The organism is Micromonospora sp. NPDC093277, assembly GCF_044765245.1.
In the GTDB taxonomy this organism is placed as follows: domain Bacteria; phylum Actinomycetota; class Actinomycetes; order Mycobacteriales; family Micromonosporaceae; genus Micromonospora.
In genome coordinates, this window is record NZ_JBIWJO010000002.1 from 146,595 (window position 1) to 159,112 (window position 12,518).

Here is a 12,518-nt window from a genome sequence, read left to right on the forward strand (position 1 = left end):
TCGTCGATCGAGAGGAACACGAGGTGACCTGCCCACGGCAGGTATGCGAACGCGCAGTACCGACCGCGGTGACGGCCATGGTGGACCAACCGGCACGATAGGCGGGTGACTGTCCCTGCTCGTCCCCCGCTGGCCGTGCTGGACGCGGTGCTGGAGCGGCTGACCTACGTCAACGAGGAGACCGGGTACACCGTGGCCCGCGTCGCCACCGAGCGCGGCAGTGACCTGTTGACGGTGGTCGGCGCGCTGCTCGGGGCACAGCCCGGGGAGAGCCTGCGGCTGCACGGCCGCTGGTCGTCGCACCCGAGGTACGGGCGGCAGTTCGAGGTCGACACCTACACCACCGTGCTGCCGGCCACCGTCCAGGGCATCCAGCGCTACCTCGGCTCCGGCCTGGTCAAGGGCATCGGCCCGGTCTTCGCCGAGCGGATCGTGGCCCACTTCGGCCTGGACACCCTGCGGGTCATCGAGGACGAACCGGCCCGGCTGGTCGAGGTGCCCGGCCTGGGACCGAAGCGCACCGCGAAGATCACCACCGCGTGGGAGGAGCAGAAGGCCATCAAGGAGGTGATGGTCTTCCTGCAGGGGGTCGGGGTGTCGACGTCGCTGGCGGTACGGATCTACAAGCAGTACGGCGACGCGTCCGTCGACGTCGTGACGAAGGAGCCGTACCGGCTGGCCGCCGACGTGTGGGGCATCGGATTCAAGACCGCCGACACCATCGCCCAGGCCGTCGGCATCCCCCACGACAGCCCCCAGCGGGTCATGGCCGGCCTGCGCTACACCCTCTCCGAGGCCACCGACAACGGCCACTGCTATCTTCCCGCGCCCGAACTCGTCGCCGACGCCACGAAGATCCTCGACGTACCGGGCGATCTCGTCACCCGCTGCCTCGACGACCTGGTGGCCGACGAGGGTGTCGTCCGGGAGACGCTGCCGAACGGTGCGGGCGAGCCGGTGCAGGCGGTGTACCTGGTGCCGTTCCACCGCGCCGAGCAGTCCCTCGCCTCCTCGCTGCTACGGCTGCTCGGTGACCGGGCCGACCGGCTGCCGCATTTCGAAGGCGTCGACTGGGGCAGGGCCCTCACCTGGCTGAAGGCGCGCACCGGCGCGGACCTGGCCCCGGAGCAGGAACAGGCGGTCCGGCTCGCCCTCACGTCGAAGGTGGCGGTGCTGACCGGCGGGCCGGGCTGCGGCAAGAGTTTCACCGTCCGCTCGATCGTCGAGCTGGCTGCCGCGAAGAAGGCCAAGGTGACCCTCGTCGCGCCGACCGGCCGCGCCGCCAAGCGGCTGTCCGAGCTGACCGGCCAACCCGCCGCCACGGTGCACCGGCTGCTCCAGCTACGCCCCGGAGGGGAAGCCTCCTACGACCGGGACAACCCCCTCGACGTCGACCTGCTCGTCGTCGACGAGGCCTCCATGCTCGACCTGATCCTGGCCAACAAGCTCGTCAAGGCCGTCCCGCCCGGGGCGCACCTGCTCCTCGTCGGCGACGTCGACCAGCTCCCCTCCGTCGGCGCGGGTGAGGTCCTGCGCGACCTGCTCGCCGCCCCGGCCGTCCCGCGGGTACGGCTGACGCAGATCTTCCGCCAGGCCGCCCAGTCCGGCGTGGTCACCAACGCCCACCGCATCAACTCCGGACGCCCACCCATCCTGCACGGCCTGCCGGACTTCTTCCTGTTCGCCTGCGACGACACCGACGCCGCCGCCACCCTGACCGTCGACGTCGCCTGTGCCCGCGTACCGGCGAAGTTCGGGCTCGACCCCCGCCGGGACGTGCAGGTGCTCACCCCGATGCACCGCGGTCCCGCCGGCGCTGGCGCCCTCAACACCCTGTTGCAGCAACGCCTCACCCCGCACCGCGAAGGCCAACCCGAACGGCGGATGGGTGGGCGGGTGTTCCGGGTCGGCGACAAGGTCACCCAGATCCGCAACAACTACGACAAGGGGCGGGCCGGCGTCTTCAACGGCACGCTCGGCGTCGTCACCGCCCTCTCCACCGAGGAGCAGACCCTCACGGTGCGCACCGACGAGGACGAGAGCATCGACTACGACTTCGACGAGCTCGACGAACTCGCCCACGCGTACGCGATGACCATCCACCGTTCCCAGGGCTCCGAGTATCCCTCGGTGGTGATCCCCCTGACCACCAGCGCGTGGATGATGCTGCAACGCAATCTGCTCTACACCGCCGTCACCCGCGCCCGGCGGCTCGTGGTCCTCGTCGGCTCCCGCCGCGCCCTCGCCGCCGCCGTACGCACGGTCGGCGCCGGACGCCGCCACACCGCCCTCGACCACCGCCTGCGCTGACGACCGTCCTCGACCGGCCTCCCCCGACGCGACACCCACCCGGTCCGGTGACTGCCGTCGTCGCCTAGGAACGCCGTGCACTTACGGACACCCCCCGCGCCGGGCTAGACCGGGGTGACGGTTCGCACCGAGGGGGTTGACGGCATGCATCCGCGCTGTTCGAGCGCCGGCTTCGGCAGCGCCGAGGCGGTCGCCGACGCGATCCTGTACGAGGGCTACTTGCTCTACCCCTACCGGCGGTCGTCGGGGAAGAACCGGGTGCGGTGGCAGTTCGGTGTCCTCGTACCGCCCGCCTGGGGTGAGGCGCACGGCCTGGTCGACAGCGGCGTGGCGGGCTCGGCGGAGTCGCCGTGGCAGCAGACCCAGAGCCTGATGGAAGCCCCGGACAGCGCGATCGTCCGGATCAGGCTGCGCTTCCTGCACCTGCAACGCAAGGCGGTCGAGGAGCGGACTGCCGGCGGCGGCCACCGGCCGGTCGACCGCGTCGAGGTCGGCGGTCGCACCGAACTCAGCTTCGACGAGGCGGTCCCGCAGGAGTTCGACACCGAAGCCCCGGTCGGCGAGCTACGGCGCGGGCACCGGTTCGACGTCCGGGTGCCCGGAGGCGAGGACGTCGAGGTGCTGGCCGACGGGCGGGGTGAGCCGGTGGGGCGGGTGGTGCGCCGCCGTTCTCCGCTGTCCGCGTCGGTCAGCGTCTCCGTCGACCCGTGTCAGGCGCCGTTCCGGTTGCTGCGGCTCACGGTGCGCGTCGAGAACACCGACCGGTCGACCCCGGCCGGCAGCCGGCGTGCCGAGGCGCTGCGGTGCTGCCTGCTCGCGACGCACACCCTGATCGCCGTCGACCAGGGTCGGTTCCTGTCGCTGCTCGACCCGCCCGAGTGGGCGGCGGACGCGGCCCGGGAGTGCCGGAACGTGCACACCTTTCCGGTGCTCGCCGGTGAGCCGGGCGCCGCCGACGCCCTCCTGTCGTCACCCGTCATCCTCTACGACCATCCGCGGATCGCCCCGGAGAGCCCGGGTGACCTGCACGACGCGACCGAGATCGACGAGATCCTGTCGCTGCGTACGCTCACCCTCTCCGACGCCGAGAAGCGCGAGGTCCGGGCGACCGACCCCCGCGCCGCGGCGCTTCTCGACCGGGTGGAGACGATGCCGCCCGAGGTCCTCGAACGGCTGCACGGCGCCATCCGCTCGCTGGCACCCGCCCGCCCGCCCGCCGAGGCCGCCGAGGCCGCCGAACGGACCTCCTGGTGGGAGCCCGGGGCCGAACCGGCGGTCGAGCCCGAAGCCGAGACCGTCCTCGTGGCGGGCACCCGGCTGGGGCGCGGTAGCCGGGTCCGGCTGAGACCGCGCCGGCGGGGCACCGACGCGCACGACATGTTCCTGGCCGGCCGTACCGCCCAGGTGGCGCAGGTGCTCCTCGACGTGGACGGGACGCGGTTCCTGGCCGTGACCGTCGACGACGACCCGGGCGCGGACCTGCACCAGTGGTACGGCCGCCTGCGGCACTTCCGCCCCGACGAGGTCGAACCGCTGCCCGAAGCGGTCGAGGCCCACCCCGGAGAGGTCCCGTCCGGCGAGGTCCCGTCGCGAGAGGTCAGGTCCGGCGAGGTCCCGGCCGGAGAGGTCCGGTCGCGATGAGCGGGGGCGGGCGGGTCCTGGTGGCCGGCATCGGCAACATCTTCCTCGGCGACGACGCGTTCGGCGTGGAGGTGGTCGGGCGCCTGCGGGACGCCGTCCTCCCGGCCCGGGTGGATGTGTCCGATTACGGGATCCGGGGCATGCACCTGGCCTACGATCTGCTGGACGGCCGCCACGACGTGCTGGTCCTGGTGGACGCGTTGCCGTTGGACGAACCACCCGGGACGCTGGCCGTCCTGCAGGTGGATCTCGACGACCCCGGCTGGACCCTGCGGCCGTCGGACGTGCTGGAGGCGCCGGCCGCCGACGGGCACGGCATGGATCCCGAGTCGGTGCTGCGCCTGCTGCGCAGCCTCGGCGGCAGCATCGGTCGCGTCCTCGTGGTGGGCTGCCAACCCGCCGTCCTCGACGAGCGGATGGGGCTGTCGGCGCCGGTCGCCGGCGCGGTCGACGAGGCGGTCCGGACGGTGGTCGGGATCGCGCAGGAGCAGGCCGCGCGGCTCGCCGAAGAGACCGGTCAGCAGGAGCGTTCCGAGCAGAGAGCAGCCGAGAAGGGGGTGACCGCCGATGCATGAGACAGGTCTGTCGGAGGCGATCGTGGCGGCGGCGGTACGCCGAGCCGCCGGGCGCCGGGTCACCGGCCTGCGGGTACGGATCGGCGGCCACCCGGTCGACCCCGCTGTCGTCACGCAGGGCATCCGGGTCGCCGCGGCCGGCACGGTCGCCGCGGACACCGCCGTCGATCTCGTCCTGGAACCGATGACGGTCCGCTGTCACGAATGCGGTCGCGACGGCCCGATCACCGACCACCTCGCGATGGTGGCCTGCCCGCAGTGCGGGGGCGTCGACATCGATGTCACCGGCGACGACGACGTCGTGCTGGAGTCCATCACGGTGGACGCCGCCGCACTGGGAGCGGTCTGATGGAGGCCACCGAACTGCTGCGGCACGACCATCGCGTGGTCGAACAGCTGTTCCGCGACTATCGGGCGGCGAAATCGGCCGCGCAGCGCCGTGCCGTCGTGGAGATCCTCGTCCGCGAACTGTCGAAGCACGCCGCGCTCGAGGAGGTGCTCTTCTACCCGTTCGCCGCCAGGGTGCTGGCCGACGGGCAGGTCGACCGGCACCTCGCCGGACATCAGCCGATCAAGGCGTTGCTGCTCGACCTGGACCGCTGCCGGGCCGGCGATCCCGGGCAGGACGAGCTGATGGAGCGGCTGTCCTCCGCCGTGGCCCGGCATGTGCACGACGACGAGAACGAGCTCATGCCGTTGCTGTGCTCGCAGGCCGACGAGCAGGCCCTCCGCGAGCTGGGCCAGGAGATCGACCAGGGCAAGCAGCGCGCCCCGACGCGCCCGCACCCGCACGCGCCGGACGAGCCACCGGCGCTGGCCGTCGCGGCGCCGGTGGCGGCCATCTACGACCGGCTCCGGGATCGGATGCAAGGGAGGCCCCGCACATGACACAGCAGACGCGCGACACCGCGGTGATCCCGCAGGAGAACGGGTTCGACGAGGTCACCATTCTGTGGATCTCCGAGGGCATGAGTTGTGACGGGGACTCCGTGTCGATGACGGCGTCCGAGCAGCCGGCGATCGAGGACGTCGTGCTCGGTCTCGTCCCCGGTCTGCCCAAGGTCAACCTGCACAACAAGGTGTTGTCGCCGGCGGCTGGCGGCGAGGAGTTCCTCGCGCCGTACCGGAGGGCGGCCCGTGGCGAGATGCGCGAGCCGTTCATCCTGGTCATCGAGGGGTCGATCCCGAACGAGAACATCAACGGCGACGGGTACTGGACCTCGTTCGGCAACGACGAGCGCACCGGTGAGCCGCTGACCCTGAACTGGTGGATCGACCAGCTTGCGCCGAAGGCGTGGGCGGTCGTCGCCGCCGGCACGTGCGCGGCGTACGGCGGCATCCACGCCATGGCGGGCAACCCGACCGGGTGCATGGGCCTGGCCGACTACCTCGGCTGGGACTTCCGGTCGCAGGGCGGCCTGCCGATCGTCAACGTGCCCGGCTGCCCGATCCAGCCGGAGAACTTCATGGAGACCCTGACCTGGGTGCTCTACCACGCCGCCGGCTCGGCGCCGCCCCCGCCGCTGGACCACATGCTGCGGCCGCAGTGGCTGTTCGGCAAGACGGTGCACGAGGGCTGCGACCGGGCCGCCTACTACGAGCAGGCCGACTTCGCCAAGGACTACAACTCACCCAAGTGCCAGGTCAGGATCGGCTGCTGGGGGCCGGTCATCAACTGCAACGTCCCCAAGCGCGGCTGGATGGGCGGCGTGGGTGGCTGCCCCAACGTCGGCGGCATCTGCATCGGCTGTACCATGCCGGGCTTCCCCGACAAGTTCATGCCGTTCATGGACATCCCACCCGGCGGCAGCCTGTCCGCACTGCTCATCAAGCCGTACGGCGCCCTGGTCCGCCGGCTGCGCGGCATCACCAACGCCACCGCGAACCGGGAACCGAAGTGGCACCACAACGGTCCCGAGCTCACCAGCGGCTACAACCCCCGGTGGCGTCCGTACGGTCCGGCGGATCCCCGCCGACAGGCCGCGATGGAGAGGAACAAACCTTGACCGCGACGAAACCGAAGCCGGCCGCCGCCGCGAAACCCGGCGAACTGGTGGAGATGGCGTGGGATCCGATCACCCGGATCATCGGCAACCTCGGCGTCTACACGAAGATCGACTTCGCGAACCGCGTGGTCGCCGAGTGCCACACCACGTCATCGCTGTTCCGCGGCTACTCGGTGTTCATGAAGGGCAAGGACCCGCGCGACGCCGGGTTCATCACCAGCCGGATCTGCGGCATCTGCGGCGACAACCACACGACCTGCTCGGTGTACGCGCAGAACATGGCATACGGCATCAAGACCCCGCCGCTGGCCGAGTGGATCATCAACCTCGGCGAGGCCGCCGAGTACATGTTCGACCACACCCTCTTCCAGGACAATCTCGTCTTCGTCGACTTCTGCGAGGCGATGGTCAAGCAGACCAACCCCAGCGTCCTCGCCCGCGCGGAGGCCACCGCCGCGCCGGGCCGCGACATCCACGGCTACCGGACGATCGCCGACATCATGCGGGCCTACAACCCGTTCGAGGGCGAGGTCTACAAGGAGGCACTGAAGGTCAGCCGGACCACCCGGGAGATGTTCTGCCTCATGGAGGGCCGGCACGTCCACCCGTCGACGGTCTACCCCGGCGGCGTCGGCACCATGCCGCAGCCGACCCTGTTCACCGACTACCTGAGCCGGCTGATCAGCATCCTGGACTTCGTCAAGAAGGCCGTCGCCATGAACGACGACATCTTCGACTTCTGGTACGAGGCGCTGCCCGGCTACGAGGAGGTCGGCCGGCGCCGGGTCCTGCTCGGCTGCTGGGGCTCCTTCCAGGACCCCGACGTCGTCGACTACCGCTACGAGAACATGTCGAACTGGGGGCGGGCGATGCACGTCACCCCCGGCATCGTCGTCGACGGCAAGCTGCTCACCACCGACCTGGTCGACATCAACCTCGGCATGCGGATCCTGCTCGGCAGCTCCTACTACAAGGACTGGGCCGGCCAGGAGGAACCGTTCGTCAGGTACGACCCGCTCGGCAACCCGGTCGACATCCGCCACCCCTGGAACCAGACCACCCTCCCGGATCCCGGCAAGCGCGACTTCAACGACAAGTACAGCTGGGTGATGAGCCCCCGCTGGTTCGACAAGAACAGCGGGCAGCATCTCGCACTGGACACCGGCGGCGGCTGCTTCGCCCGGCTGTACACCACCGCGCTGGCGAAGCTGGTCGACACGCCGTACGTCAAGTCGACCGGGCACAGTGTGCTGATCTCGCTGCCGAAGAGCCGGACCCTGCCCGAGACGACGTTGGAGTGGAAGATCCCGCGCTGGTCCAACGCGCTGGAGCGGGACCGCTCGCGCGCCTACTTCATCGCGTACGCCGCGGCGATGGCGCTGCACTTCCTGGAGCAGGCGATGGCGCGGATGCGCGGCGGCGACATGCGGGTCTTCGCCGAGTTCGAGGTGCCGGACGAGGCCATCGGCTGCGGCTTCCACGAGGCCGTCCGGGGGATCCTGTCGCACCACATCGTGATCCGGGACCGCAAGATCGCCAACTACCACCCGTATCCGCCGACGCCGTGGAACGGCAGTCCCCGCGACAGCTACGGCACGCCCGGACCGTACGAGGACGCGATCCAGAACACCCCGATCTTCGAGGAGAACGGCCCGGACAACTTCAAGGGCGTGGACATCATGCGCGCGGTACGCAGCTTCGACCCCTGCCTGCCGTGCGGGGTGCACATGTACGTCGGCGGCGGCCGTACCCTCAAAAAGATCCACTCACCGATGTTCGGTGCCTCGCATGGCTGAACAGCCGGACGTGCAGCGGCTCGACGACGGGGCCGTCGAGCCGCGGCTGGCCCGCCTGGACACCGTGCTCGGTCAGCTGGAGCAGACCCCCGGGCGCACCGCCGAGCTGGCGCTGGAGGCCGTCGAGCTGCTGACCGGGGTGTACGGCGAGGCGCTGGCCCGGGTCACCGACCTCGTCGCGGACAGCGGTCCCGCGCTCGACCGGCTCACCGCCGACGAGCTGCTGCGGCACCTGCTGCTGTTGCACCGCATCCACCCGGATCCGCTGGACCGGCGCGTGGCCCGGGCGGTGGACGATCTGCGGCCGCAGCTGCGCACGCAAGGCGCCGAGATCACGCTCGTCGGCGTCGGGGACGAGGTGGCGACGATCAGCCTGTCGGCGAGTTCGTGCGGCACCGCGGCCCTACGTGACCTCGTACGGGAACAGGTGTTGACGTTCGCCCCGGAGCTTTCCACGGTCGACGTGGTGGCCCCCGCGGCGGCTCCGGCGTTGATCCCGGTCGCCACCCTGTGGCGGCGGCCCGACGGGACGCCGGCCGGTCGGCCGGCGGCGGGCGACCGGATGCCGCAGGTCGCCGGGCCGCCGACGCCGGGAGGCACGGCGTGACGACCGGCGCGCTGCGCCGGGCGATCCGCCGTGCCGGGCAGCGTACGGCCTCGGCCGAACGGTGCGGAATGTGCGCCGGCCCGGTCGGCGCGGAGCACCGGCACGTGTGGGACGAGCAGGACCGGGAGTTGATCTGCGCCTGCGCGCCGTGCTCCCTGCTGTTCGACCGGGAGGCGGCCGGCGGCGAGCGGTACCAGCTCGTGCCCACCCGCGGCACCCGGTTGGCGGGTCCGGCCGCCGACGAGCTCGGCGTGCCGGTCGGTCTGGCGTTCTTCGTCAAGCAGCGTGACGGCCGGGTGTTCGGGCACTACCCGAGTCCCCTCGGCACGACCGAGTCGGAGATCGACGCCGATGCCTGGCGGGCCGCCGAGGCGCGATCCCCCGCGCTCGCCGAGCTGAGACCACGGGTGGAGGCGCTGCTGGTGTGGGCGGGCACGCGCCACGGCGCCGGCCAACAGTGGCTGGTGCCGGTCGACGACTGCTTCCGGCTGGTGGCGCTCATCCGCCGGCACTGGACCGGCATGTCGGGGGGCGGCGCGGTGTGGCGGGAGATCCCCCGGTTCTTCGACGACCTCGGCCGGCGGCACGGTCGGCCGTCCGGCAACCACGGATGAAGGGGGCAGGAATGGGCGAGATCCGGGTCGGCGATCCCGATGTCGAACTCGACGCGCCGGCGCACACCAAGGGCATCGAGGAGGGCAACTCGCGGAGAACGAGGCAGGCCGGTCACCACGACGACGGAACGGTGGACGCCCGCCGCTCGACCGGTATCCGGCCCAAGAAACACGGCCCGATCCTGCCGATCATGCCGAACCTCCCGCCGGGCTGAGCGGAGCCGGGCGGGACCGAGGAGGAGATGAGCCATGCGGAAGCTGTTCGCGCTGCTGGCCGGCGCGGCCGTTGTCGGCCTGTTCTGGAAGGAACTGCCGGCGGTACGGCGCTACCTGAAGATCGAGAAGATGTGAGCGGGAAGGGCGAACCAGCCGATGTGTCTAGGGATCCCGGGCGAGATCGTCGAGATCAAGGCCGGTCACGACGATCTCGCCATCGTGGACGTCGTGGGCGTCCGGCGGGCGATCAACATCGGCCTGCTCGGCCAGGACCAGGTGGGCATCGGCGACTGGGTGCTCGTCCACGTCGGGTTCGCCATGTCGAAGATCGACGAAGCCGAGGCCGCCGCCACGTTGACATTGTTGAACGGCCTCGGGCAGGCGTACACCGACGAGCTGCAGGCGCTCGCCGAGTCCGACATCACCTAGGGAAACGACCAGATGCGTTTCGTTGACGAGTACCGCGACGCGGACCGGGCCCGGGCGTTGGCCACCCAGATCGCCGCGTTGTGCGAGCCGGGCCGGCAGTACAAGTTCATGGAGGTCTGCGGCGGCCACACGCACACCATCTACAAGCACGGGATCGAGGACTACCTGCCGGAGAATGTCTCGCTGGTACACGGGCCGGGCTGCCCGGTGTGCGTGATCCCGATGGGCCGGGTGGACGACGCCATCGCGATCGCCCACGAGCCCGGGGTCATCCTGACGGCGTTCGGCGACATGATGCGGGTGCCCGGCGGGAACGGCTCGTTCTTCGACGCCAAGGCCTCCGGCGCCGACATCCGCATGGTGTACTCGCCGCTGGACGCCCTGAAGATCGCCCGGAACAATCCGGACCGCCGGGTCGTGTTCATGGCGATCGGGTTCGAGACCACCTCACCGTCGACGGCGATGACCGTGCTGCGGGCGGCCGCCGAGGGGATCGACAACTTCTCGGTCTTCTGCAACCACGTCACGATCCTGCCGGCGATCAAGGCGATCCTCGACTCACCGGACCTGCGCCTCGACGGCTTCCTCGGGCCCGGGCACGTCTCCACGGTCATCGGGTGCCGGCCGTACGAGTTCATCGCCCGCGGCTACGGCAAGCCGCTGGTGTGCGCCGGCTTCGAGCCGCTGGACCTCCTGCAGTCGATCTACCTGCTGCTCAAGCAGCTCGCCGACGGCCGCTGCGAGGTGGAGAACCAGTACACCCGGGTGGTGCCCTGGGACGGCAACCTGCGGGCGCTGGAGGCCATCGGCCGGGTCATGGAGCTGCGGCCGTACTTCGAGTGGCGCGGCCTCGGCTTCATCTCCCACTCCGCGCTGCGGATGCGCGACGAGTACGCGGCCTTCGACGCCGAGCGACTCTTCGACGTGCCCGGGGTGCGGGTGGCGGACCCGAAGGCCTGCCAGTGCGGCGAGGTCCTCAAGGGAGTGCTCAAGCCCTGGGAGTGCAAGGTGTTCGGCACCGCGTGCACGCCCGAGACGCCCATCGGCACGTGCATGGTCTCCTCGGAGGGCGCCTGTGCGGCCTACTACAACTTCGGCCGGTTCACCCGGCGGCGACTGACGGAGGCGGTGCGGACATGACGACCGAACGCACCGCGGACTGGGCCGAGCGCGCCGTAGCCGAGGCCGCGGGCCTGGCCGACCGGGCACCTGGCCCGCTGTCGGCGGAGCAGCAGGTGCTGGAGCGGATCGAACAGGCCCGCCGGCGCAGGCCGAGGATCAGGGAGCCCCGGGTCACCCTCGCGCACGGCGCGGGCGGGAAGGCGACCCGCACCCTGGTCGAGGGGATCTTCGTCGAGGCGTTCCGCAACCCGATCCTGGAGGCGCTCGACGACGCGGCGGTGCTCCGCCCGGGCGTCGACCGGCTGGCCTTCACCACCGACTCGTACGTGGTGTCGCCGCTGTTCTTCCCCGGCGGGGACATCGGCGACCTCGCCGTCAACGGCACGGTCAACGACCTCGCGGTGAGCGGCGCCCGTCCGTTGTACCTGTCGGCCGGGTTCATCCTCGAGGAGGGCTTTCCCGTCGCCGACCTGCAACGGATCACCGCCTCGATGGCCGAGGCGGCGCGGCGGGCCGATGTCCAGGTGGTCACCGGCGACACGAAGGTGGTGCAGCGCGGCAAGGCCGACGGCTGCTACGTCAACACCGCCGGGGTCGGCCTGCTGGAGCGCCCGGTGACGTTGGGCGCCGGGCAGGTCCGACCCGGCGACGCGATCATCGTCTCCGGGCCGATCGGCGACCACGGCGTGACCGTCATGCTCGCCCGCGGTGAGCTGGACATCGAGGCCGACCTCGTCTCGGACACCGCGCCGCTGCACGGTCTCGTGGCGGCCCTGCTGGACGCGGTGCCCGGCGTACGGCTGCTGCGCGATGCCACCCGGGGCGGCGTGGCGACCGTCCTCAACGAGGTCGCGCAGGCCGCGGAGGTCGCCGTCGTCGTCGACGAGGCCGCGGTGCCGCTGCGTCCCGCCGTCACCGGGGCCTGCGAGCTGCTCGGCATCGACCCGCTCTACGTCGCCTGTGAGGGACGCTTCGTCGCGGTGATCGACGGGGCGCAAGGGGAGGCGGCCGTGACAGCGCTGCGCCGTCACGAACTCGGCCAGGACGCGGCCGTCATCGGTCACGTCGCCGCCGATCCGCCCGGCCTCGTGCTGCTCAAGACCGCGTTCGGCGGCACCCGCGTCGTCGACCTCCTCGTCGGAGACCCCCTCCCCCGCATCTGCTGACCCCGCGCCCGCCCCTGTTGATCAAGGAGTTTGCGT

Annotated in this window: 14 protein-coding genes; all 14 read left to right on the forward strand. The window is 71.2% G+C overall.

Features of this window, described 5'->3' with window-relative positions; translation table 11 throughout:
• Positions 1-105: 105 nt before the first annotated feature.
• The 14 genes from ACIRG9_RS05265 (at position 106) to hypE (ending at position 12,482) form a co-directional block, all read left to right on the forward strand.
• Positions 106-2,310, forward strand: coding sequence for an ATP-dependent RecD-like DNA helicase (locus ACIRG9_RS05265; RefSeq protein ID WP_402850510.1), 2,205 nt, complete (start codon positions 106-108; stop codon positions 2,308-2,310).
• A 144-nt stretch (positions 2,311-2,454) separates the two neighbouring features.
• The gene (locus ACIRG9_RS05270; protein ID WP_402850512.1) at positions 2,455-3,951 is read left to right on the forward strand and encodes a hypothetical protein; all 1,497 of its coding nucleotides are present in this window, start codon (positions 2,455-2,457) and stop codon (positions 3,949-3,951) included.
• Positions 3,948-4,526, forward strand: a complete 579-nt coding sequence (locus ACIRG9_RS05275) for a hydrogenase maturation protease (RefSeq protein WP_402850515.1) — start codon at positions 3,948-3,950, stop codon at positions 4,524-4,526. Before ACIRG9_RS05270 ends, ACIRG9_RS05275 begins: the two co-directional genes overlap by 4 nt.
• Positions 4,519-4,875 carry a hydrogenase/urease maturation nickel metallochaperone HypA gene (locus tag ACIRG9_RS05280; protein WP_402850517.1) on the forward strand — a complete coding sequence of 119 codons (357 nt, stop codon included), beginning with the start codon at positions 4,519-4,521 and terminating at the stop codon, positions 4,873-4,875. The genes ACIRG9_RS05275 and ACIRG9_RS05280 overlap by 8 nt, the downstream gene beginning before the upstream one ends.
• Entirely contained in the window at positions 4,875-5,414 is a 540-nt protein-coding gene (locus ACIRG9_RS05285; RefSeq protein WP_402850519.1) for a hemerythrin domain-containing protein, read from the forward strand. Before ACIRG9_RS05280 ends, ACIRG9_RS05285 begins: the two co-directional genes overlap by 1 nt.
• Positions 5,411-6,532, forward strand: a complete 1,122-nt coding sequence (locus tag ACIRG9_RS05290; protein WP_402850522.1) for a hydrogenase expression protein HypE — start codon at positions 5,411-5,413, stop codon at positions 6,530-6,532. The genes ACIRG9_RS05285 and ACIRG9_RS05290 overlap by 4 nt, the downstream gene beginning before the upstream one ends.
• A complete protein-coding gene (locus ACIRG9_RS05295) occupies positions 6,529-8,328 on the forward strand; it encodes a nickel-dependent hydrogenase large subunit (RefSeq protein ID WP_402850524.1) in 1,800 nt (599 codons plus the stop codon). The genes ACIRG9_RS05290 and ACIRG9_RS05295 overlap by 4 nt, the downstream gene beginning before the upstream one ends.
• Positions 8,321-8,935 carry a hypothetical protein gene (locus tag ACIRG9_RS05300; protein ID WP_402850525.1) on the forward strand — a complete coding sequence of 205 codons (615 nt, stop codon included), beginning with the start codon at positions 8,321-8,323 and terminating at the stop codon, positions 8,933-8,935. Before ACIRG9_RS05295 ends, ACIRG9_RS05300 begins: the two co-directional genes overlap by 8 nt.
• The gene (locus ACIRG9_RS05305; RefSeq protein WP_402850526.1) at positions 8,932-9,549 is read left to right on the forward strand and encodes a DUF5947 family protein; all 618 of its coding nucleotides are present in this window, start codon (positions 8,932-8,934) and stop codon (positions 9,547-9,549) included. The genes ACIRG9_RS05300 and ACIRG9_RS05305 overlap by 4 nt, the downstream gene beginning before the upstream one ends.
• A gap of 11 nt (positions 9,550-9,560) precedes the next feature.
• The gene (locus ACIRG9_RS05310; RefSeq protein ID WP_402850527.1) at positions 9,561-9,764 is read left to right on the forward strand and encodes a hypothetical protein; all 204 of its coding nucleotides are present in this window, start codon (positions 9,561-9,563) and stop codon (positions 9,762-9,764) included.
• 34 nt (positions 9,765-9,798) lie between these two features.
• A complete protein-coding gene (locus ACIRG9_RS05315; protein WP_402850529.1) occupies positions 9,799-9,900 on the forward strand; it encodes a DUF6893 family small protein in 102 nt (33 codons plus the stop codon).
• A 21-nt stretch (positions 9,901-9,921) separates the two neighbouring features.
• Positions 9,922-10,194 (forward strand): HypC/HybG/HupF family hydrogenase formation chaperone, encoded by a 273-nt coding sequence (locus tag ACIRG9_RS05320; RefSeq protein WP_402850531.1) that lies wholly within the window; start codon positions 9,922-9,924, stop codon positions 10,192-10,194.
• Between the two features lie 12 nt (positions 10,195-10,206).
• Entirely contained in the window at positions 10,207-11,334 is a 1,128-nt protein-coding gene (gene hypD / locus ACIRG9_RS05325) for a hydrogenase formation protein HypD (RefSeq protein ID WP_402850533.1), read from the forward strand.
• Positions 11,331-12,482 carry a hydrogenase expression/formation protein HypE gene (hypE, locus tag ACIRG9_RS05330; RefSeq protein ID WP_402850535.1) on the forward strand — a complete coding sequence of 384 codons (1,152 nt, stop codon included), beginning with the start codon at positions 11,331-11,333 and terminating at the stop codon, positions 12,480-12,482. The genes hypD and hypE overlap by 4 nt, the downstream gene beginning before the upstream one ends.
• The last annotated feature ends 36 nt before the right edge of the window (positions 12,483-12,518 follow it).

What these genes read in the sequence shown, in the direction of transcription:
- ACIRG9_RS05270 (WP_402850512.1), top strand. Translation starts at nt 2,455, where the DNA reads ATGCATCCGCGCTGTTCGAGCGCCGGCTTCGGCAGCGCCGAGGCGGTC.
- ACIRG9_RS05275 (WP_402850515.1), top strand. Translation starts at nt 3,948, where the DNA reads ATGAGCGGGGGCGGGCGGGTCCTGGTGGCCGGCATCGGCAACATCTTC.
- ACIRG9_RS05280 (WP_402850517.1), top strand. Translation starts at nt 4,519, where the DNA reads ATGCATGAGACAGGTCTGTCGGAGGCGATCGTGGCGGCGGCGGTACGC.
- ACIRG9_RS05285 (WP_402850519.1), top strand. Translation starts at nt 4,875, where the DNA reads ATGGAGGCCACCGAACTGCTGCGGCACGACCATCGCGTGGTCGAACAG.
- ACIRG9_RS05290 (WP_402850522.1), top strand. Translation starts at nt 5,411, where the DNA reads ATGACACAGCAGACGCGCGACACCGCGGTGATCCCGCAGGAGAACGGG.
- ACIRG9_RS05300 (WP_402850525.1), top strand. Translation starts at nt 8,321, where the DNA reads ATGGCTGAACAGCCGGACGTGCAGCGGCTCGACGACGGGGCCGTCGAG.
- ACIRG9_RS05310 (WP_402850527.1), top strand. Translation starts at nt 9,561, where the DNA reads ATGGGCGAGATCCGGGTCGGCGATCCCGATGTCGAACTCGACGCGCCG.
- ACIRG9_RS05315 (WP_402850529.1), top strand. Translation starts at nt 9,799, where the DNA reads ATGCGGAAGCTGTTCGCGCTGCTGGCCGGCGCGGCCGTTGTCGGCCTG.
- ACIRG9_RS05320 (WP_402850531.1), top strand. Translation starts at nt 9,922, where the DNA reads ATGTGTCTAGGGATCCCGGGCGAGATCGTCGAGATCAAGGCCGGTCAC.
- hypD (WP_402850533.1), top strand. Translation starts at nt 10,207, where the DNA reads ATGCGTTTCGTTGACGAGTACCGCGACGCGGACCGGGCCCGGGCGTTG.
- hypE (WP_402850535.1), top strand. Translation starts at nt 11,331, where the DNA reads ATGACGACCGAACGCACCGCGGACTGGGCCGAGCGCGCCGTAGCCGAG.